Below are 22,594 nucleotides of genomic sequence, written 5' to 3'. Positions count from 1 at the left end.
AATTTTCAGGCCAGCCCCACCAAATTTAAAATAGGTTATCCTACTGTTCAAGAGGTTGTCGCAAAAGCCCGATGAACGTTTTTTTCATACCTGAAACACCGCCTACCTCGTTATTCCCGCATGCCTTTGGCGGGAACCCAGTGTCGTTTTGTAGCGCTGAAAATGCCATCATGTCTCGCATTTTCAGTTAATAACGAACGCCTCGGGATTCCTGCCAAAAGCTCGCAGGAATGATGTGGTCAGCGGTTGGAGTAATGATACCGGCCGAAATCCTTTTGCGACAGCCTCTTGACCCAGAGGCGCTGACGCGCGCCAGTTATTAACAACGTTGACGGCACTTTCCCTATGAGCACACGACTAGTCTGGTTCAAGCGCGATCTTCGAGCGCATGACCATGAGGCGCTGACGAAAGCCGCGCAGTTGGGCCCAATCTTGTGCGTGTATATTATTGAACCGTCTGTATGGCAAAGTCCCGACAGTTCTCAGCGCCAATTTATTTTTTTACGCGCGTGTCTGCGCGATCTTTACAGACAATTGCAATTGCTGGGCGCACGATTGCATGTGGTCACGGGCGAAGTCGTCGATGTGCTGAATCGGCTGCAGCAATCGCTGCCCCTGGCAGAAATTTACTCGCATCAGGAGACCGGCAATGCGTTGACCTATGCCCGCGATCTGCGCGTCGCACAATGGTGCCGCACTAATCAGATTGCCTGGCATGAATTTCGGCAGCATGGGGTAATCCGACGGCTGTCAAAGCGTGATCAATGGAATAGCCAATGGGCGACCTTGATGAACAGTCCTCAGCAAGCGTTGGTCTCCATAGATACGGTCGACTTGCCGTGGGCTACTGAATCCTGGCCTGCCTGGGAAAACTGGCAACGCGCTGAAGATCAGCCTGCCCAGATGCAAGTTGGTGGCAGAGCTCAAGGATTGGCCTTGCTGGAGTCCTTCCTGACTAAGCGGAGTGCGAGCTATCGAGGTGGTATATCTTCGCCACTAACTGCACCGAGTGCCTGCTCCCGACTCTCACCCTATCTGAGCTGGGGGTGCTTGAGCATGCGTGAGGTGCTGCAGGCATCAAGCAAGAAGCTCGAACAATTACCGCCAGAGTCGCGTGCCGCCAAGGGCGTGACGGGCTTTCTGAGTCGTCTGCATTGGCATTGTCATTTTATTCAAAAACTGGAGACCGAGCCGGAAATAGAATGGTGCAATATGCATCGTGGCTATGATGGCTTGCGCGAGGCCGAGTGGAACCAGGAACATTTTTCAGCATTGATACAGAATCGTACCGGCTGGCCTTTGGTAGACGCCTGCGTTGTCATGCTCAGAGAAACGGGCTGGTTGAATTTTCGGATGCGCGCCATGCTGGTTTCGGTGGCGGCTTATCCGCTGTGGCTGCATTGGAAGCCGGTAGGGGATTGGCTGGCCACACAGTTTGTTGATTACGAACCTGGTATCCACTGGAGCCAGATGCAAATGCAGTCTGGCACCACCGGCATTAACACTACGCGCGTTTACAATCCGATCAAACAAGCGCGCGATCACGATCCGGAGGGACGCTTCGTCCGGCGCTGGTTGCCAATATTGCGCAAGGTACCTGACAGTTGGTTGTTCGAACCTTGGAAAATGCCGCCTGAAGTGCAACGATATTGTGGTGTCGCCGTGGGAGAGCAAGGCTCTGGCGAACAATTCTGGCCTATCCCACCAGTTGATCTCGACGAGGCTACCCGTAGCGCAAAGAGTCGCCTCCATGCTCGCCGTGTTCAGCCCGAGGTTCGAGCTGCAAAAAATGAGATTCTCGAACGCCACGGTTCCCGTGCTCACTCTCGCAGTAAGATGGCGGGCCGAAAACCCGAGAGGACTGACACGCAGAGCAGTTTTGATTTTTAGGAAAAACCGGTTCATGTCGAACCAGGTACGGAGTCTTCTCGTCGCTCTTTTGATTCGACTATCAAAAAAATCAATAACCAACACCCCTATATTGCCTAAGCTAGCGAATACGTAATCAGCTTATCCTTTAATGCTGCATCGATGCGTGTTTGCCAGCCATCACTTCGGGCGCGAGGCGCAGGGTGGTTAATACTTTGATCGGGGCTTTTTGTTTGCCGCGCCGTTTCATTCCTAGTGTTTTTTGTCATTCTAAGGGGAGCACTTCCTGTGCTGGACGAAAGTTTCGCATGTCCACGGCGGATAGCTTACGGACTTCGCCACCTTCGTCAATGATTGGTAGTCGTTTTTTCATCAAAAATCTGACTAGGGTTTGAAACCCCGGCCTTCAGAGGCTGTCGCAAAAGGGTATTGAGTCGGTATCATGACCCCAACTGGTGGGCACGTCATTCCTGCGCGCTTTTGGCAGGAACCCAGCGGCGTTCGTGGTTAACTGAAAATGCCAGATTTGATCGTGTTTTCAGCGCTAAAAACGACACTGGGTTCCCGCCAAAAGCATGCGGGAATGACGCGGTATGCGGTGTTTCAGGTGTAAAAAGCGTCCATCAGGCTTTTGCGACAGCCTCTTTTGGCCGGTGAGCGACGAAGGAGCGACGCGATGGGAGGGGATGCAAACCCCTTCCAGAGGCTTTTCCATCGTCGCTTGCGACGATCCATTAAGTTGTTCAGATTTACGCGTGAAATCTGGGCCTTCAGAGGCTGTCGCAAAAGGGTTTTCAGTCGGTATCATTACTCTCGGCAGACATGTCACTCCCCGTGCTCTCGCCTCGTCATTCCTGCGTAGGCAGGAATCCAGTGGCACGTCAGTGCCTTCAGGGTGGGAGTGTCGATCAAGGGCACTTTTTTTCTGTGAAATGAACACGTTCTGCTGCGCCTGAGCAGCACAGATATCACAGATATAAAGGGCGCATGCGCGCCACTGGATTGCCGCCTGCGCGGCAATGACGAATTGGGCGAATGGGTGGGCGCGCAATCGACCTGACTTGTGGGTAATGATTAGGCTTTTGCGACAGCCTCTGAAGGCCGAGGTTTCAAACCCTAGTCAGATTTTTGATTAACTGTATTCATGTCAAGTTCCGCGATAGCGGCGCTGTCAGAGTCAAGGCTTTGTACCTGCCATCGGCGTTAATATCGATGGCAGCACGCGGCAGCGGGGCGCGCTTACTTGCGGTTGTTCTTTTCGAGGTTATCAAACAGTTCAGTAGCAGAGTCAAAACGGGCGCGATGTGTGCATGCAATCTCGTCAGCCTCGACCATCGCGGCGGGAGTTTCAACGTTCGGCACCTTAAGCGCAAACAGCAGGGCAAGGTCTGTTTGTAGTCGCTATTGCAACAGAATCCTTTTTTTGTGTACTTAATTGATGCGAGTTCAGGAAAATCCGGACACATGCCGGACACGCAGCCCGAAAATAAAAAAGGACCTGCAGCCTGAAAACTGTAAGTCCTTGATTTTGTTTGGTCGGGACGGCAAGATTCGAACTTGCGACCCCGTGCACCCCATGCACGTACGCTACCAGGCTGCGCTACGCCCCGACTCTGAGCGAAACAGTATAGAGCATAGGAAAAAAATTTTCCATGCTTGGGCAGATATTTTTTTTGACGTTGCTGTTTTGAAAGTATTTGCAGAATATATTTTTTTAATTTGACTGAAATATTTTCATATTTTCTCAAAAGCGGTGAGAATAGGGGGCTAAAGCTTGCAGTGCCTGTGCTAATCAGTGCGGCGCGGTGCTGTGGGATGGATAACGTACTCTTTTTTTGAAAATCATGACCATTAAAATCAGTCACCATTTTGACGCCGGCGCGATCGATCTGGTTAAGGCCGAGCGGGCCGATGCCATCGAGTTGAATCTGCGTAAGGATTCCCATGCCGATATACGACAATGGTTTTATTTCCGTCTGCAAGGCGCGCGTGCGCAGCCGGCCGTGATGCGGATTCTTAATGCCGGTCTGTCTACCTATCCCAAGGGGTGGGAAAATTATCGTGCCGTCGCCAGTTATGATCGCGAAACTTGGTTTCGCGTCGATACCGAGTTCGATGGCGCGGTGCTGACGATCCGGCATACGCCCGACAGTGACAGCGTCTATTACGCCTATTTTGAACCGTACAGCTGGGAACGTCATTTGGCGTTACTCGGCAGCGTCGCGCATTCGCCGCTGGCGCAGGTGCAGGATCTGGGTAATACCGTCGATGGGCGTGATCTCAATATGGTGGTGGTTGGCGATCCGTCGGCAGCGAAAAAAGTGTGGGTGATCGCGCGTCAACATCCGGGTGAAACCATGGCGGAGTGGCTGGTCGAAGGCATGCTCGATGCCTTGCTTGATCCGGCTAATCCGATTGCGCGGCGTATTCTCGATCATGCGGTGCTGTATGTGGTGCCGAATATGAATCCGGACGGGGCGTATCGCGGTAATCTGCGCACTAATGCGGCTGGTGCCAATCTGAATCGCGAATGGATGGCACCGTCGCTGGCGGCTAGTCCGGAAGTGTTCCATGTTAAAAATAAAATCGCGGAAACCGGTTGTGATTTGTTTCTCGATATTCATGGTGATGAAGCCTTACCGTATGTGTTCGTGGCCGGCAGTGAAATGCTGAGCGGTTTCAGTGCCCAGCAATTGCAGGAGCAGCAGCGCTTCGTCGACAGTTTTTGTTTGGCTAGTCCGGATTTTCAGACGGAAGTCGGGTATTCGGCGTCAAAATATAATGAAGACATGCTCAAGCTGGCATCGAAATTCATCGGTCACACCTATCAATGCGTGTCCTTGACCTTGGAATTGCCGTTCAAAGACAATGATAATTTGCCCGACGCCGAAGTGGGCTGGAACGGTGCGCGCAGTGCCAAGTTGGGCGAAGCAATGTTACAAGCGATACTCAGTCATGTGACGGCGGTCTGAGGGCGGGTTGGTCTAACGAGGATGCCGCTGAGGCATCCTTTTTTTTGCCTGCAATCTCAGTATGGTCGAATTTTACAAGCTGAAATGTAGACTATATGTCACATTGTAAGCGTCTTGCTGGGGCCTGCTCGGTAGTGTAGTGGTCGCGGCGCTTGCGTTTTTTTGTGATGACGATACATGATAGCTCGTGTTCATTCCTCTGCTGTGGCCCCTGGTTATGCCGGCCTGACGCGCGCTGAGTCATTGGCCGCTACCTCGTCGAAGCTGGCGACGCTGTGTCGGGCGGGTCGCAGTCGGCTGCAGCCGAGTGAGGCAGGGCAACAGCATTTGCATAGACTGCGGCTGAGAATGCTGCATTGGTTACCGGTGCAGCGCGCTGCTGGTATCGAACGCAGTCGTCGCGACTTGCTTGAGCGACAGGTTGCCTTGCTCGATGAATTGGATACGCAACTGCGGCCGCGCGAATGGAAACAGCACTTGCGCGCGTTGGCGCACCAGTTGAACGCGGCAGCCGCTTTGCGGCCGCAGCATTGCTCGGCGACGGTTTGCTCGGTGGCGGCGAGCACGTTGGCGGCGCTCGAATGTTGGCGCAAGAGTGCCAAACCGGGCTTAACGTACGTCGGGGTCGATGCTGCGGCATTGGCGTGGCAGCAGCGCTTGCTGCAGCAAGCCGAGCGCGTCGTGCTGAATTGGCGCGCGGCGGCGCACGCTGACGATGATGTCTTGAGCCAGTGGGCGGCTGGCTTGCAGACCTTGCTTGAGGCCTTGGCGGCGGATCTGCAACGGCGTCGGCTGTGCCGTCAGCGCTGGCTGGTGCTGGAGCGACAAGTGGATAAGCAGACGCGCCGACAAACCGATAATTTGGCACCGCTCAGCCGGCGGATTGCACATGAAGTGAGGCGGGTGCTCACGCCGCTGTTGCCGCTGCCAGAACCAGCGCTGCGCACGCTGTTGGAAGAAATGCGCGGCTTTGCATTGGAGCTCGATTATCTGTGTGATGGCCGTTTGCTGGTCGCGCATGCGCCGTTGTGGTTGCCGGATGCTGCTGATCCGATCCTGGCCAGCTTGCTGACACAAATCGATCACGCCTGGCGTGTACCGCTGACGACGACCATGGTGCAGTGGGATAGTCCGACACGGCTCGGTGTGGCGTTGATCGCTGCGAGTCAGAGTTTGGGAGTGCTGGCGACGGTGATGCGCGGACTGGCCTGCGCCGAGCACTTGCAGGCAGCTTTGGCCGGCCATGATGCCGCTGTCAAAACGGTTTGGAATGCCGAACACAACCCCATCAGTGAAGAGCAGGTGCTGCATCATCTGACGCAGTATGCGTATCGCGCTTGGTTGCCGCAGCAGGATGAGCATCCGTCAATGGCACGCCGCGCAGATTTTGAACAGCGGGCGCAGACGCTGCTGCATGGGCAGCCGGATTTATTGCGGCAGTTTCGTCAGCAGTGGCAAGCCTTGCATGTGCAAGTGCCGGCGCGTGCTTATGCTGTTTTTCGTGCCGGCTGGTTACGCAGCGCAGCGCTGGTGTCACCGGTGACAGCGGGCATCGAACTGCTGCTTGAACAGGGCTTGGCTGCTGGCTTGCCATGGTCCGGCGCGGCGGCCCAAGCCGTGTGTCAGACCGACAGCGCTCCGCGCGGCAGCGCCAGCGAGCGGGCGGCAGCGGATGTCGGCACCGTGTTTGAGCATGCGCTGGCGGTACCACTGGCGGCGCGGCACGACAGTGTGGCGCTCAGTGAAAGTCGGTTTTGGCACGGCTTGTCGGGCTGGTCGCCGGCGCAATCTACGCTGTCGGCGATCGTGCGACAGCCTGATGGAGTTTTCTCTCTGAATTGGCAGGGCAATGATGGGCGGGCGGTTGTCATGCAGCGCAGCGAGCAGGAGGTGGTCAGCGCGGTGACACAGGCGCGCTGGTCGCCGAGTCAAGGAGGCATAGCCGGCGTAGCCAGGGCACTGAATTTACCGAAATTTTTACGGGTCGGGCAGTTGCAGTTCAGCTTGCATGATTTACGTCATGCCAATCTCAGTGAGCTCGTCGATGCCGCGTATTTCATCAGCCTGCTCGACGCTGCGGCCGATGTCGCTGAGTATGCGGCACAAGCGGCGCAACAGCGTCAGCAAGGACGGCAAATCGTGCCGACAGCGGTCGATACGGCATCGGTGCGCGCGCGCTCGGTGTGGGAAAAGCTGGGCCGCAGCGCCGAGCGGCTCTCACGTTTATTAGCTGGGCCGCTGCTGGCCAGTGGTTTTCAAGACTTGGCCACGCGCGCCGGCAGCTTGCAAGATACCCGGCTGAGCAGCGAACAGCGGCAGCGACTCAGCGATACAGTCATCAGTGACGGCGTCGGCTTGCTGCTGACGGCCGGCAGCCTGGCCGTGAGCCGACTCAGCCCGGTTGGTTTTGCATATCAACTGGGTTTGAGTTTTCGTGACTGGTTGTTCCAACAATGGGATATGGCAGAGCGTGGCAATGCGGTCTGTGCCGAATTGAGCATGATTTTCAATGCCACCGCAGTACCGCTGCAATTATTCGTCGCCGCCATCGATAGTCCCTCGCTCAGGCTGGTCGGCTCACCGCACAGTCCTTTGCGTCAGACGGTGGTCACGGCGACGGCGGTGCATTACTGGCCCGGTGCGGTCAACATCATGGATGGCTGTTTGTCGGAGACGCAGGTCGCCCAGGCGGTCGAAACGCCGGCGGTGCTGGCTTCGGTGTTATATGCGCTCTCGCCGATGGAATGGGTGAAAAATTTTCCCCTGACCTTAGCGCATCAGGCACAGGTAGAAAAAAAATGGTCACACGAAAGTAATCAGACGGTGCCGGCTTACTTTGGCAATGTGTTCAAACTGCGGCGCAACAAACCGGTTGATGTCCTCTTGCAGGGGCCGAATCAGGCGCGGTCCTTGCGCAGCTTGTTGCATGTCGCTGAAGGGGCGCGGCAACTCGCTCTGCCCGTTGGTGTAGCGGCACAAGTACAGCTGGAATGGCCATTGGTACCAGATTTGGACTTGGTGCCGGTGAGCGGGTCGGCGTTTAATTATTATCACAGTAGCAGTAGCAAGCCTGAGCGCTTGCAGTATGAGCGCCAGTATGGCGAGTGCTTTCCCATCAGCAGCGCGCGGTATGCCGACTTGTTATTGCAGGCGGTGCTGCGTATCGGTCATGCCAGTCAACGCGTGGTCGTTGCACAGACGGCGATGCAGCTTAAATTACTGCCCAGCGGCGTGGCGGCGCATGCCGGTTTATGCAGCGTCCACTTTCACAGCGAGACCCGGCTGCCGCTGACGGTGGTGCTTGATACGACTTTGCAGCGACTGCGCTTGAGCAGCCGGGATGGGGGCGGATTTCGTATTTTATTGGTGGCTGAAGAGGCACTCGGGCAAGATGTGGTCGAACCCTTGCAGTTGCGAATCGATCCCGCTGATGCCCGTGTGTTGTTGGTCGAGCGGAGTAATGTTTCGGTGCCGCGGGATGAAGTGCTGGCCTTGTTTTTACGCCGACTGGCTGCCTTTGAGAAGCAATACATCAAGGCCGCCACCATCGTCGTCAACGGTATCGCGTTCGACCGGTTTGTCGCGAATTATCTGTACCCGCTGTTGTCGTTGCAGCGGCAGAAAGAGGTGCGGCACTGGGGCTTGCAGATTGAGCTGCCGGCACCGCGGGCCGATGAAACGATAGGCTTGATGTATCGCGATGAGCATGTCTTGGCGGCGGGTATGCGTGCGCGGGTGGTACAGGTGATCGCTGATTGTCAACGCTCATTTTTGCTCGGCTATCAGATCAGCTACTCGTATCGGCTGCAGATCGCCATGCAGGCTGAGGCCACCGAGCCCGGTCGTTTGTCAGCCTTGGCCTCGGCTGACTTTGTGATCGATCTTGAACATGCCGGGTTGCGTTATCGAGTGGCCGCGCAAGGGCAGCATGCGCGTTGGGGTGATCTGCAGGTGAGCGCACTGAGTGCCGAGGTGTTGGCGCGCGATGGCGCAGTCGATATCGTGGCGGCACCGCTGGCCGATGGCCATATCGAGGCACATGAACAGCACTGGATGCTGCGGCGTGATGATGGTGCCAGGCGGCCTATCACGACGCCGGTATGGCTGCGCTACCAGCAAATTCGCGCCGAAGCCGATGATGTGAATGCGCTCGACGCCGCTCTACCGTACTTGCAAAAAAAAGTAGGCGCAGCGCTGGCGACACTGCGCGTCCCCTTACATGGTCGCGGCTTGATGGCGCAGCAGTATCAGCGTGAGCATGAGCAGTACGAGCCGATTGAGGGGCTTGAGGCGCTTGATTCACTTGATCCGCTTGAACCACTTGAACCGACCGAAGCAGTGCCGCAAACTGAGCAACGCGTCGCGACGCGGCGCGCGACCGCGATCAAACAATGGTATGACCGGCAAGCACGGTTTCTATTGACGGCAGCAGCGCGGCGACTCGATTTGCCTGATCCCGAGGAGGATGGCGCACGGGTTTTGAATCAAGCGTATCTGGTGAAATTATCTACCCGCATCGCCGCCTTGAAAGACAATCTGCAGCAATTCATACTCGAACAAGCCAGCGTCGATGGTCCCTTTACCTATTTGCCGACGCTGGCCAATGAGCGTGAGCTCGTGGCTTGGCATGCCGGGGCCGTCTTGCCGTCGTTGGCGCAGATCATGGCGGCGCTGGCGAGTGTCAGCGAGCCGCGAGCGCCGCTGCTGAAAATTACGTGGACCAAGGCGACCGAGGAAAATGTTGCGCTCTGCCATGTCGATAGCGGCACTGTGTGGCAGCCGCCCGGTACGGCGGCGACGCTGCGTAGTCTCGGCATGTGGCGCGGGCAAGTCTACTGGTCGCTGGATGGGCACCGTTTGTTTCGTGCTTCTCCGGGTGATGCGGCCAGTGTTGTTGAGGTGTTGGCAGCAGGTTTGCAGCGCCGCTTGTACCTGCAGAAAGGCGTGTTTATCTTCGATACGCAACTCGGTCCCCTGTGGAGTGACGGTAAGGCACAACTGGTCATGCTCAGTGATACGCTCAGTGACACGATCTGGCGCTGGCATGAGCCAGACCGGATGGCGCGTTATTATGTCGGTGACAGTGGGCAGGCCGCAGATGCCGGCGCATTGCAACGCGTGTTTGCCAGCCTGGCATGCGCGGATATACAAGGCTATCGGGCTTGGTTGCAGGCGCAGGCGGTGCTGCCGAGCGAGCAGTGGCCACCATCACGACTGCACTTGAGCCCGGTTTCACTGTACCGTCTGCATGACGCCGCTGCTGTGCTGTATCCGGTCGGTGCCGACACGGTTACTACCGCCGCGCTGGCAGCGCATTATCGCTTGGCTGCTGCGGCCGACCAGGTTGAGGCGGTGGCCGAAGTTGATCGTTGGTTGGAAATTTATCGTGGCTTGTCTGAGAATAATGACTACTTATTCCGACCAAGCGAGGGCTATGCGCGTCGTTATCGCTTCAGTCTGGCGCAGGCCAAAGCGGTTTGCAGCGGTGTGCAATTACCGCCGCAAACCTCGGCTGCCGCACTGCTGAGCTTGGCTGCGGCGTGGCAGAGTAATGCTGAAGAGAGCGCGCCTTTGCTGGCCTTTGATGATGCTGATTTGGCGCGCAAGCTGTGGCGCAATCCGCTGACTGACAGTTATGTGTGGACGGTGGCACAGGCGGTATTTATCGGCCAGCAATGGCAAGGTACGCGCGCTTACAGCTTGTTTCAATGGCCCGGTGAAGATCCGGTCCGACGGCTGCGGGTAGAACTGCATCAAGAATTGTCACGCGACAACTTGCCGCTCAACGCTAGCTTGGTCGCGCCGTTGGCAAGTTTCTGCTTGCCTGCGCAGTATGGCTCTGAACTGTCGGATTTGCTCTGGCAAGTGATTACGCCATCCTTGCTGTACTTGCGTCATGCGGCCGAGCATCAGGGGTTTTTGTATCTGGCCGAGGACGCCGGCTTGATCGCGCTGCCGTGGGCTTACGGCCAGGGTGGCTATCGCGATCTGAGTTGGCCCGGCGCGCGCGAGCGGATCTTGCAACATCTCGCTAGCGGAGCGATTTTGCGCGTGCGCGAGGGTGTGTGCGAGGTGGTGATGTCGCTTGAATATACTTTGGAGCGTGCCCCAGATGGCAGATGGCGCGTATTATTACAGGGTGATCCGGCGGCGGCCTTGAGCTTATGGAGCGGAGTCGAACATGAACAGTTCGAACTGTGTAACCATGGCGAACTGTTTGTGTTGCCACGGGATTTGCGCGGTATTTTTTTACTCGATTGTACGGCAAGCTTACCCTTGCAATTGGAATTTGACAGCTTGCCCGAATGGGAATGCGAAGTCGTCGGCGCCGATTTGGTACTGCAAAGTCGTTCTGCCACGCTGCATCTGCGGCCGTTCCCACGCGCTGGTGTGCACTTGCAAGAGCAGTATTTCCCGGATGCCTTGGCCTTGGTACGGCGTTTGCGCCTGATTGAACCCGGTATCAGCAGCGCGCCTGAATTGCAACTGGCGCTCGGCTATGCGCACACCTTGGCCGGTGGCGCGGCCGCTTACGATGCTGCCAGTGGGACATTGTGGCGCCTGCCGCACAACGGTAACAGCAGTGCCACGGAAGCCGCATCTTGCCTCGGGCATTTGGCGAGCTGCGATGACGCTGAGGGGGGGCGGCTATTGATGCGCATGTGCCGCGCTCGGTCGCGTTTTGAAACGCCTTTGCTCCCGGGTGTTAAATTGTATGAAACGGTGGCTGTGGTCGATGGCGTTCAACAAATTGATACCGATGTGATGGGGGCAGGTGGCGGCATGGATGGCGAACGGGATTTTCTCATCGATTTGTATGATTTACAGCAGGGACAATACTTCAGCCTCGTACTCAATACCAGGCAATTCGATGCGGCAGAGGCGAATCAAGCGCTTGACCCGCCGCGTGGTTTACATTACTTGTTTGGCCTGCAGCAACAGGCGCGCGTGATTTTTTCTGTGCCGTCGGCGCTGCAGCTACAATTGACACTCAGTCCGCTTGCCGCTGGTCTGTCTCGGCTGCGCGTGACGCTGCTGGCCGCCGTGTCGCTTACCGGCGCAGCGCCTGCGGCGCGTGCGCGGCGCGGCGATACGGCGGCTGGCTGTCGCAATCCGCCGCAAAGCAGTCGTTCGCTGCTGGCCAGCTTGCGCGAATGGCGCACGCGCCTGCCGGATAGCATGGATCAATTGCCGCTTACGTGGCAGCGTCCGGCTGAATTGCCGAATAATTTACTGCATCTGCAGCAGGTATTGGCGCGCACCAGTGTGCTCGTCGAACCTCATCGCGATGCGGTGGTCAAACCTTGGGTGGTGGGGCGGCGTAAATTGGCACGTCGCGCGGCGCATTTTTTTGCGCATTGGGTGCCTGGTCCGCTCGCGACGGCGGCGCTGCTCGATCGGCTCGGCGATTCACCGCTGCCGGAGCAGATGCTGAGCACGGTGCTGCAGGCGACGCCGGGATTGGTGCTCGGTGTCGCACCGCGTGATCCGTATGCAGCACTCCAGTTTGTAAATCAGTATTTGCCGGAGTTACGCGCGGCCGGTACCCGGGTGTTGTATATCCAATCTTTGCAGGCGGAATTGTTCCAGGCCGAACTGGCGGCCTATTTCGCTCACCCCCATGCCGGCATGGGCAGGCATCTGACACAGTTATTCAAGCAGAAAGATGATGATCTGCTGCAGTATAAACATTTGCCGCAGACCGATTTTCGCGCCTATGCCGATACGATTGCGCATGCGGTTGCGCTCGGCATTGAGGTGCGTTGCTACGATAGCTTACTTTCGAGCGTGCCAAACTTCCTTGCTCCCGGCGCCTTGACCAGTGGCCGCGGGCAATCGCAGCGCGCCGGGCAAAGCAATAGCGATACCTCGGCTTCGCTTGGCGTCGGCGCGAATAAAAAAATGTGGGCGCGCCTCAGTGATTTGCAGATCAGTCATTACTTGTTTCAACAGGCGCTGCAGCGTCAGGGCGGCGCGTCTGGAAAATTTGTGGCGGTGGTTGGTGAAGCCCACCTCCATACCTTGCGAGCGCCGCCGCCGTTCGCCTTGAGTGCGGCGAACAGTGTCCCCGGTTTAGTCGAATTGAGTGGTGCCTTTGCGCTGAGAATTAATCCCAGCAATGTGTTCCGTGATCGGGTGCAATTGACTGCGCAGCGTGCTAACTGGTTTGCGCCCGATTCCGCCGCGCCCTTGTACAGTACCGCACTGGGCTTGCATATCGATTACGCGCCGCAGGGACCACGCAGCATCGCGGAACTGGCACTGGAACGCAGTACGGTAGCGCTCAGCTATGTGGTATTGCAAGCCGATGCAGAGCACGGCTATGAATTGATGTGGCGCTCGGACACGCTGCAGATCGTCCGTAGTGCGGTGCGCCGCGATAGCCAGCAACGCTGGCAGTTGCAGGCGCCGGCCTTACGCAGTCTGCTGGGTGCGACCGACTATGACGCCGGTTACGCGGATCGTGATGCGTTGCTGCAAGCATTGGAACAGCGCGCAGGATTCCGGGCGGCACCGATAGGTTTTTCAGCCGCCACTCCGAACAGTGCCCGCAATGCGCTGGCCAGCAGCTTGATCGGGGTGACGTATTTGCGTGCTTCGGAATTGCGCAATGTTAACCTGGAAGGGACCGATCTGAGTGGTGCCGATCTGCGTGGTATTGATTGGCAGAGAGTAAAAATTAATACCAGAACGTGTTTTACCGCGGCGCGCTTCGACCGCCACAGTCAGTTGCAACTCGATTTAAGTTTATTGGATAAGATTGCCGAATTACGCGATGGCCAACGCGAGCGCATGCTCGATCTCAATTTTAATCATCTGGACAATCCCGATTCCGGCTCGCTCTTGCTGGCCATAGACAGTATCGCTGCGCCGCATTTGCGGGTAGCCGCGATGCGGGCATTGTTGACGAAGTTAAGCGAACCCAGTCGGCCGGTCGAGCTCCGGCCTTATTTGCCAGCCTTTGCCGATATCTTGTTGAAGACGGATGAGGCGTATCTGCGTGATCCGGTGATTGCACAGTTTGTCCGGGCACAGGTGATTCCAGCCGCGGTGGCCGTTGCCGAATGGCAGATATTCTCTGCGCCGACGCCGCTGTGCTTGCGCGAATTATTGTCCTATGCGCAGAGCGACATAGCGCGTGAAGGTTTTCTGTATGCGCATAATGGCCTGATTCAGCAATTGATTGTATTCGCTTTGGCCGCGCCGCAAGCCGAGCTGCAGCGCGCCGCGGCAGACTTGGCGGAACAATATTGGCAACAACTGCCTTTAGGTTTACGTCAAATGGCGGAGACTTTTGATCGCCGTTTGCCACAAGATCTGACTGCTTTAGCTTTGCATTTGCGTATTTGGGCAGCGGCTGATCGCAGTTTGTATGCGGTGATGAGTCATGCCGATCTCCATGGCATGTTGCATGCGCCTATGCTGTTTGATGCCGCACATTGGGGGCAAATCGGCTTTTTCGGTCACGTCGACAGCGGCGCAGAGTTGGAGTCACTCAGTCCGCGTGAGCGCAGCGCTATCGGCAGCGAAGAGGTCATTTTCAATCGCTTTTCTTTGATCGGGCGGATTTATTCGCATTGCCGTGAAAAGAAAAAATTAATTGCTTTCATTGAGATGCTGGAATTCCCGGAATCATTTAAACTCGACCTGATTGCCGCCATGGATAAGGCTTCGTCGGAGAATAAGCATGTGGCGACCGAGGAAATGCTGGTGGTGAGCGAGCGAGTCGCGTTGTTGATGCGTACGCGTGAGCATGCCGATGGCAGCAGCGATCAGCTGTTGACCACGCTGATTGCGGCGCAGAGTTTGGCCTTGTTCGGCCAGTTCAGCGCGGCACCGAGTCAGCAAGGGGTGGTGTTGTTTGCGCTGGCCGCCTTGTTGGCGCATGCTTCATCGAGCAGTATACTGGGCTTGGAATTTGATTCGCCGGCACCATTACGCGGTTTGGCAGCCGCTTATCTTAACTCGGCGGTGCTGTTGAACCCAGCCTTGCTACCCGAGCGCGCGACGCCGCCGGGCGGTGGTAATGCTTGGGAAGCGAGCTTACTCTGTCGCGGTCAGGCTTTTCCCTGCTCCGGGCAGGTCAGCAGCGCCATGTTAGCGCACGTAGCGACGCTCAAGCCGGAATGGCAGAGACAGTTTTGGAAAATTTTCCCGCTCGCCTGGCGATAAGAGGTGGGCGGATTTGGTCAGCGCGTTTTTGTTTTAATGAGGATAGCAATGGGTGTGGAAATCGAGCGTAAGTTCTTGGTCGTGAATCAGGATTGGAAGACCCAGACAGAGGGCAGTTTGCTACGTCAGGGGTATATCAGCGGCGAGCCGGGACGGATCGTCAGGGTGCGCATCGAAGCGCAACAAGCGAGCTTGACGATCAAAGGGCTTGCCACGGGCATTCGTTGTGGTGAGTGGGAGTATCCGATTCCCTTGGCCGATGCCGAAGTATTGCTGGCGCAAGTGTGTGTGCAACCTTTGATAGAAAAATTACGCTATCGGATTGCGCAAGATGACGTGGTGTGGGAAATCGATGAATTTTTCGGTGCCAACGCCGGGCTGGTGGTGGCCGAAGTCGAGTTGACTTCGGAAGATCAGCCGTTTGCACGGCCGTCTTGGTTAGGCGCGGAGGTGAGCCATGAGCGCCGCTATGCCAATGCCAATTTGCAGAAACATCCGTATCAGGCCTGGACGGTTTGACCGTCGCAGGCCAGACGGATGCCGTGTCAGTGCGCGACGACGCCGCGATTGGCGGCTTTACGATATAAGATCAAGGTGGCAGTCAGGCCGCAGACGGCAGCGAAGGACATCCATAAGCCCGGGGCCGCTTTGTCATGTGTGAGTTCGATCAGGGAGGTGGCAATCGCCGGTGTGAAACCACCGAAAATTGCCGTGGCCAGGCTATAGGCCAGCGAGAAACCGGCGGTACGCACTTCGACCGGCATGATCTCGGTCAGTGCCACCACCATGGCACCATTGTAGCTGGCGTACAGGAAGGACAGCCATAATTCGGCCACCAGCATGCGTTCGAAGCTCGGTGCGCCGGTCAGCCACAGCATGACCGGATAGGCGGTCAAAATGGTCAGGATGGTAAACACCAGCAGCAAGGGTTTGCGGCCGATTTTATCGGATAAGCTGCCCATTACCGGCAACCAAAAGAAATTCGATACACCGATGCACAGCGTGACGATCAGACTGTCGGTGGTGCTGAGTTTGAGCACGCTCTTGCCGAAGGTTGGGGTGTAGACGGTGATGAGGTAAAACGATACCGTGGTCATGGCGACCAACAGCATGCCGCAAACTACCAAGCCCCAGTTCGTCAGCATGGAGCGGAAAATTTCACGCGCATCAGGGCGGTGCTTGCGCTGCATGAATTCTTCGGTTTCTTGCAGCGAACGACGAATGACGAACAGCACCGGCACGATCATGCAACCGATGAAAAACGGAATGCGCCAGCCCCAGTCGCCGATTTCAGCCGGTGTCAGGATTTTATTGAGCGCATAGCCGAGCGCTGCCGCGACGATGATTGCGACTTGTTGGCTGGCCGATTGCCAACTGACATAAAAACCTTTGCGGCCCGGGGTCGCCATTTCGGCCAGATAAACTGAGACGCCGCCGAGTTCAACACCGGCGGAAAAACCTTGTAGCAAGCGGCCGATCAATACCAGTGCCGGTGCCAGATAGCCGATGGTGGCAAAGCCAGGCACACAGGCGATCAGTACCGTACCCAATGCCATCAGTGCCAAGGTGACAATCAATCCTTGACGACGGCCGACGCGGTCAACATAAGCACCGAGAAAAATCGCCCCCAATGGGCGCATCAGGAAGCCAGCACCGAAGGTCATGAAGGTCAACATCAGCGAAGCGAATTCATCGCCGGCCGGGAAGAATGCTTTGGAAATATAGGTGGCGTAAAAACCGAACAGGAAAAAGTCGAACATTTCCATGAAATTGCCGCTGGTAACACGTAATACGGTGCCGAGTTTCGAGCTTGGGCGAGCGGGAGTAGTTGTCATCTTATAATTTTGTTAGGGTCTGCAAAAAAAACTTTCCCCCGCGACTCTTGGTGCGGGGCGCAAGTCAAGCAGCGCAGACATGGCTGCGCGGCGTCAGTGTAGCAGTTGTTTATGCTAATGAGCAAATGAGGGAAAGCGCGTAGCGGTGATGCTTGATTCGCCCGCAGGGTCGAGCCAGTCCCCCTTGCTCTCGCCTCGTCACTCCCCGGTGTTCTCGTTAATAGATGCGCGCAATCGATTCAGCCACACAGACCGGTTTGTCGCTCCCTTCCCGTTCTATCGTGACTTCCCAGTTGACCTGGGCACCGTCGTTGATGTCGTCACATTGCAAGAGTTTGATGTGCGCGCGCAGGCGGCTGCCGACTGGCACCGGGGCGGGAAAGCGCACCTTGTTGAGGCCGTAATTGACACCCATTTTGACAAAATTCAGGTGCACGGCATTTTGCATCAGCATAGGCAAGAGCGAGAGTGTCAGAAAACCGTGCGCGATCGGGCCGCCGAAGGGCGATTCGCGGCTGGCACGTTCGACGTCGATATGTATCCATTGCAGGTCACCGGTGGCTTGTGCAAAGGTATTGACGCGTTCTTGAGAAATGGCGGTCCAGTCCGAGCTCGCGACATGTTCGCCGACGCAGGCCCGCAATTGTTCCAAACTATGAATTTCGCGCATGATGTCTCTTTTCAGTTAGGGGGGCGGCGACCGAACATGCCCATGCCGGTGATGGTGCAAACCAGTTGGCCATGCTGATTGACGGCTTTCCACATGGTATGCACGACACCGCGATCAGGCTTAGAGCTCGATGCTTTGCAGGACAGCGTGGCGGCACTGACACTGAGTGTGTCGCCGGGGCGGACTGGTAAGATCCAGCGTATCTCATCGATACCAGGCGAGCCCATACTCGAGGAGTCGCCGAGAAAACCATCCACCACCAAGCGCATGATCATGCTGCAAGTATGCCAACCGCTGGCGATGACGTCGCCGAAGATCGATGCTTGCGCCGCTTGCTTATCGATATGAAACGATTGCGGATCGAATTGCTTGGCAAAGTCGATGATTTCCGCTTCACTCACTTGGCGTTGGCCGAGTTCGATCACGTTACCGGGAATGAAGTCTTCAAAATACCAGCTGTAGGTTTTGCTTGTCATGAGATGTCCCAAGTGTCAGGCCGCGTTTTTGAAGCCGGGTTGGGCTACGAAACGCGCCAAATGGTGATCGGCATCGCCGCAGGACATGGCAATCATGGTCAGGCGTTTGAACATGTGTGACACCGGCAGTTCATTGGTCACACCCATGCCACCGTGCAGTTGCACCGCTTGCTGGCCGACGTAGCGTGCGGCCAGAGCCACTCGAACTTTGGCCGCCGAGATGGTGCGGCGACGTTCTTCCACATCGGTAGAACTGACTTTGACGGCAGCCAGCGTGGCCAATGAACGGGCTTGTTCCAATTCCATGAACATTTCTGCCATGCGGTGTTGCAATACCTGGAACTTCCCGATCGGCACGCCGAACTGCTGGCGGGTTTTCAGGTAGTCGAGGGTGGCGGCGCTGATGGCTTCCATCAAGCCTATCGCTTCGGCACAGAGCAGGCTGATGCCGTAATCGGCCACTGCTTCGAGTAACTCCCAACCGCCATCATCGTGGCCGAGGCGGGCGATCGGTGCCACTTGTACGTGTTCGAAGACGATGTCGGCGGCGCGTTGGCCGTCGATGGTGCGGTAATCGGTGCGCGTCACGCCGGCAGCCTTGGCATCAAGCAGGAAAAGGGCGATGCCGGTTTGATCGCGCCGCTCGCCATCCGTGCGTGCCGAAACGATCAGGTAATCGGCTTGGGCGCCATGGATGACGACAGTCTTGCTGCCCTTGAGCAGGTAGCCATCGGCATTGGCGCTGGCAGTACAAGCGATGTCGAATAAGTCGTGGCGCGATTGGCGTTCGCCCAGTGCGACGGCGAGGCGGACGCTGCCGGCTGCAACAGCTTCTTGAATATCAAAATGGGCTTTGGCGCGCTTGAGAAATTCGGCCCCGAGCATGGTTGCCAAGTAGGGTTCAATCACCAGGCCGCGGCCGAGTTCTTGCATCACCACCATCATGTCGAGCGCGGTACCATCGAAGCCGCCTTGTTCTTCCGGTATCGGCAAGGCGGTCGCGCCGAGCTCGGTTAAGGCACGCCAGGCGGCGCTGGAGACTCCCTCGGGGGAAGCGATGATGGCACTACGCTGCTCGAAACGGTAATCTTTTTCTACCCAGCGGCGCACGGTTTCGGCGAATTGTGTTTGTTCTTGCGTTAAATTGAAATCCATTTTGTTCTCCTCACAGTCCCAAGATCATTTGTGTAATGATGTTTTTTTGAATTTCATTCGAGCCGCCGTAAATCGAGGTCTTGCGGTAGTTGAAATAATACGAGGCCAAGGCGGCGGCATCATCATCGCCAGTCACGCTGTGAGCCTGTTCGCCTTCGAGGAAGGCGGTATCGAATGGCAAGCCGTAAGGGCCGACCGCTTCGAGCATGAGTTCGGTCAGTATTTGTTGAATCTCGGTGCCCTTGATCTTAAGCAGGGAGGCTTCTGGTCCCGGTTTGCCGCTGTCTTGCGAGATCACGCGTAATACCGTGATTTCCAGTGCCATCAATTCGATTTCCAACTGCGCGACTTTGTTGGCGAAGACGGCATCGTCAATCAAAGGCAAGCCGTTTTTCTGCTGTTCGCCGGCAATTCGTTTGAGAAATTGCAGTTCGCGCTTGGCGCGTCCGACCGCAGCGATATTGGTGCGTTCATGACCGAGCAGATATTTGGCATAAGTCCAGCCCTTGTTTTCTTCACCGATCAAATTTTGTACCGGCACTTTGACATTGTCGAAGAACACTTCGTTGACCTCGTGGTCTTCGTCGAGCATGATAATAGGGCGTACCGTGATGCCGGGCGTTTTCATGTCGATCAGCAGGAAGGAGATGCCTTCTTGCTTGCGACCATTCGGTTCGGTGCGTACCAGGCAAAAAATCATATCGGCATGTTGGGCCAGGGTGGTCCAGGTTTTTTGGCCGTTGACAATATAAAAATCACCATCGCGCTCGGCGCGGGTTTTGAGTGAGGCCAAGTCAGAGCCAGAGCCAGGCTCTGAATAACCTTGGCACCACCAGTCGTCGCAATTGAGTATGCGCGGCAAATAATAATCTTTCTGCGCCTGATTGCCGAAGGCCATGATCACCGGAGCCACCATGGCGACGCCAAACGGCAAGATGGCCGGCGTGCCGACGCGCGCGCACTCTTCTTCAAAAATATGGCGTTGCGTCGGGCTCCAGCCGGTGCCGCCGTATTCGCGCGGCCAGCCGGTGGCGACCCAGCCTTGACGTGCCAGGATTTTATGCCAGCGCACAAAATCTGATTTATTCATCCGTTTGTGGTTCAGCACTTTGTGCTGGAGATCGGCCGGCAGATTGGCCTCGAGATAGTTGCGTACTTCGTCACGGAAGGCGAGATCTTCCGCGCTGTAATTCAAATCCATATTGTCTCCTGAAGTTAATCCCGGGTAGTCCACCGGCGCAGCGGGATCGCGGCTGTCGTTAAGACAGCTGTCGTCCTACCAGTAGTTCGATAAAAAAGCACGACCGTTCAAAACGATTGTACAACGGATTTAAAATTTAGGGAGGGGCAGATGGCAGAAACATGCAAACTGTTGCGCGGCCGACATGGTCGGCCGCGTCGATTGCTGCTTGATCAGTGGAAATGGGCAGTGCCGGGGGTGGGGGTATCTTCCGGCATTTCCGGATGTACCAATTCGGCTTCACGGTCGGCAAACAAGGGGGTGCCGCAATCGTCGCAGAATTCCATGGCGAAAATTTCATCGAGTGGCAGGATGTCGCTGATGCCACACTCCAGCAAGATGTCGGGAATGTCACCGATGATTTGATCGTTGTCATCCATGCTGAGTGCCGCTTGCTGGTCTTCGGCTTGATACAGCGGCCATACCACACCGTAGACCACTTCGCCGCTCTCGCGCAGGCAAAAACTGACGCGGAATTCATCAATTTGGCCCGGCGTTTCTTGGACACCGCAGGCAGCGATGACGACCGAAAATTCGCCAGCTTCTTTGCCCAGCGTTTGCGTCAGATAAAACACGGCTGAACGCAACGAGGCCGGACGAATTTTGATGTCTGCTTCGCGGCACGCGGTGTAATACGCTTCCGGTAACAGGACTTCGAGGCCGCAACCGGGCAGTAAGTGTTGCAAGCTCAGGGCGGCATGTTGTTGCCACTCTAGTAAGGCAGCATTTTTAGCTTTTACGCAATCGTATGGTGCATCCAGCGTTTGCCATTGAAATAAGGGGGCGCCGGCCGGGGTGACCAAGATGCCGAGCAAGTAGCGGATGTCGGCCAGGAAGGGCACGGTTTGCGCACGTTCCGGCTCGCCGTTGCCGGGCTGTTTGGCGATGATGGCCAAGGCGTGACGCTCCATCAGACTATAGGTTTCGCAATGATTGCGCGGCAATTGGTCGATCGAGTAAAGATTTGGCAAAAGCCGCAGGCTGGTGTCGGCGGTAAGCAAGTCGCGCGAACAATCATCGATGAGCTTTTGCAGCATGTCGGGAGCGACCGCACCCGAAGCGATTTCGAAACGGGTCCAAGCCAGCACCGGTGCGGCAATCAACAGGGCATCGTAGGCTTGGCCGTCGACTTCGAAATGGGCGCTGCTGCTCATGCTTTCCAGCGTTTCGATCAAGACATCATAGCCGTTCGGTTCGGCGGCAAACAGATTCTCTGCCGCGCCGTCGAGAATTTCCTGATGTTGCAACTTGAGATTTTTGCTCACATAAGCGTCGAGTTTGTCTTGCCAGTTGAGGTCTTCCAAGCGGCTGGCTGATTGTGCCACGGCCAGAGAAAGATTGACCAGACGTTGGCTTTCCGCGGCAAGCTTGAGGCGGTTTCGTTTGATAGGTCGGCGCATACAGTCAGTAGTTGAACGGAGGTGGGACGATTGTAGCCCACACTCCGAGGTGGAAAATGATTAAAATTTATTTTTTTGCATACTGTTTTGTACCGAATAAATTTTCTTTTGCCTGTTCATTCGTCAGTGGCTGGCGTAAATCGGCCAGCACGGCGACGCCGCGCTGCACTGCCGGACGGGCGCTGATTTCATCGAACCAGCGTTGGGCATGCGGATAATCGGCCCAATCGATGCCTTGATTGGCGAATGAGCGGGTCCAGGGGAAGACGGCGATGTCGGCAATGCTGTAGTGGTCGCCGGCCAGGTAGGCGGTTTGCGCTAATTGTCGGTCGAGCACGCCGTAGAGGCGCTTGGCTTCATTGGTGTAGCGTTCGATCGCATAAGCAATTTTTTCCGGCGCATAGATACGGAAATGATGTGCTTGTCCGAGCATCGGGCCCAAGCCACCCATCTGGAACATCAGCCATTGCAAGGTATGGTATTTTTCGCGATCGGTGTTGCCAAGAAATTGGCCGGTTTTGCCAGCCAGATACAGCAAAATGGCACCGGATTCAAATAGTGACATAGGCTGACCGTCCGGGCCGTCGGCGTCGACGATGGCGGGAATTTTATTGTTTGGCGAAATCGCCAAAAAGTCGGGCTTGAATTGGTCGCCGGCACCGATGTCGACTGCAATGGCGCGATACGGCAGTCCGCATTCTTCCAACATGATGTGGACTTTGTGGCCGTTCGGGGTGGGCCAGGAATAAACATCGATCATCAGCAAACTCCAAGTTGAGGTGAGAAATACACCGGCGCGGTGGC

General features: G+C 56.4%; 11 protein-coding genes and 1 tRNA gene. 4 read left to right on the top strand and 8 right to left on the bottom strand.

What is annotated here, in order from left to right; all coding sequences use genetic code 11:
- The first annotated feature begins 345 nt into the window (after nucleotides 1-345).
- A complete protein-coding gene (locus tag RHM61_RS17320) occupies nucleotides 346-1,890 on the top strand; it encodes an FAD-binding domain-containing protein (RefSeq protein WP_322248537.1) in 1,545 nt (514 codons plus the stop codon).
- Between the two features lie 1,512 nt (nucleotides 1,891-3,402).
- Here RHM61_RS17320 and RHM61_RS17315 read toward each other — a convergent pair.
- Nucleotides 3,403-3,479: transfer RNA gene (locus RHM61_RS17315), tRNA-Pro, on the bottom strand.
- Nucleotides 3,480-3,713: 234 nt separating this feature from the next.
- Between RHM61_RS17315 and RHM61_RS17310 the strand changes: the two genes are divergently transcribed.
- The 3 genes from RHM61_RS17310 (at nucleotide 3,714) to RHM61_RS17300 (ending at nucleotide 15,533) form a co-directional block, all read left to right on the top strand.
- Entirely contained in the window at nucleotides 3,714-4,841 is a 1,128-nt protein-coding gene (locus RHM61_RS17310; protein WP_322248536.1) for a M14-type cytosolic carboxypeptidase, read from the top strand.
- A gap of 177 nt (nucleotides 4,842-5,018) precedes the next feature.
- Nucleotides 5,019-15,014: a pentapeptide repeat-containing protein gene (locus tag RHM61_RS17305; RefSeq protein WP_322248535.1), complete on the top strand. Its 9,996-nt coding sequence runs from the start codon at nucleotides 5,019-5,021 to the stop codon at nucleotides 15,012-15,014.
- A 48-nt stretch (nucleotides 15,015-15,062) separates the two neighbouring features.
- Complete coding sequence (locus RHM61_RS17300) at nucleotides 15,063-15,533, top strand: CYTH domain-containing protein (protein ID WP_322248534.1); 471 nt, start codon at nucleotides 15,063-15,065, stop codon at nucleotides 15,531-15,533.
- A gap of 26 nt (nucleotides 15,534-15,559) precedes the next feature.
- Here the strand turns inward: RHM61_RS17300 and RHM61_RS17295 are convergent, their stop codons facing one another.
- The 7 genes from RHM61_RS17295 to RHM61_RS17265 form a co-directional block, all read right to left on the bottom strand.
- The gene (locus RHM61_RS17295; RefSeq protein WP_322248533.1) at nucleotides 15,560-16,849 is read right to left on the bottom strand and encodes an MFS transporter; all 1,290 of its coding nucleotides are present in this window, start codon (nucleotides 16,847-16,849) and stop codon (nucleotides 15,560-15,562) included.
- A 217-nt stretch (nucleotides 16,850-17,066) separates the two neighbouring features.
- Nucleotides 17,067-17,519, bottom strand: a complete 453-nt coding sequence (locus tag RHM61_RS17290) for a MaoC family dehydratase (protein WP_322248532.1) — start codon at nucleotides 17,517-17,519, stop codon at nucleotides 17,067-17,069.
- Nucleotides 17,520-17,530: 11 nt separating this feature from the next.
- Entirely contained in the window at nucleotides 17,531-17,995 is a 465-nt protein-coding gene (locus RHM61_RS17285) for a MaoC family dehydratase (protein ID WP_322248531.1), read from the bottom strand.
- 15 nt (nucleotides 17,996-18,010) lie between these two features.
- The gene (locus RHM61_RS17280) at nucleotides 18,011-19,150 is read right to left on the bottom strand and encodes an acyl-CoA dehydrogenase (protein WP_322248530.1); all 1,140 of its coding nucleotides are present in this window, start codon (nucleotides 19,148-19,150) and stop codon (nucleotides 18,011-18,013) included.
- A gap of 10 nt (nucleotides 19,151-19,160) precedes the next feature.
- On the bottom strand, nucleotides 19,161-20,351 hold the full coding sequence (locus RHM61_RS17275; RefSeq protein ID WP_322248529.1) for an acyl-CoA dehydrogenase family protein: 1,191 nt from the start codon (nucleotides 20,349-20,351) through the stop codon (nucleotides 19,161-19,163).
- Nucleotides 20,352-20,563: 212 nt separating this feature from the next.
- The gene (locus RHM61_RS17270) at nucleotides 20,564-21,790 is read right to left on the bottom strand and encodes a DUF2863 family protein (protein WP_322248528.1); all 1,227 of its coding nucleotides are present in this window, start codon (nucleotides 21,788-21,790) and stop codon (nucleotides 20,564-20,566) included.
- Between the two features lie 67 nt (nucleotides 21,791-21,857).
- Nucleotides 21,858-22,550, bottom strand: a complete 693-nt coding sequence (locus RHM61_RS17265) for a glutathione binding-like protein (protein WP_322248527.1) — start codon at nucleotides 22,548-22,550, stop codon at nucleotides 21,858-21,860.
- Nucleotides 22,551-22,594 lie beyond the last annotated feature (44 nt).

This window comes from Undibacterium sp. CCC3.4, assembly GCF_034347425.1.
GTDB lineage: Bacteria > Pseudomonadota > Gammaproteobacteria > Burkholderiales > Burkholderiaceae_D > Undibacterium.
This window is presented reverse-complemented; position numbering and strand designations above follow the sequence as displayed.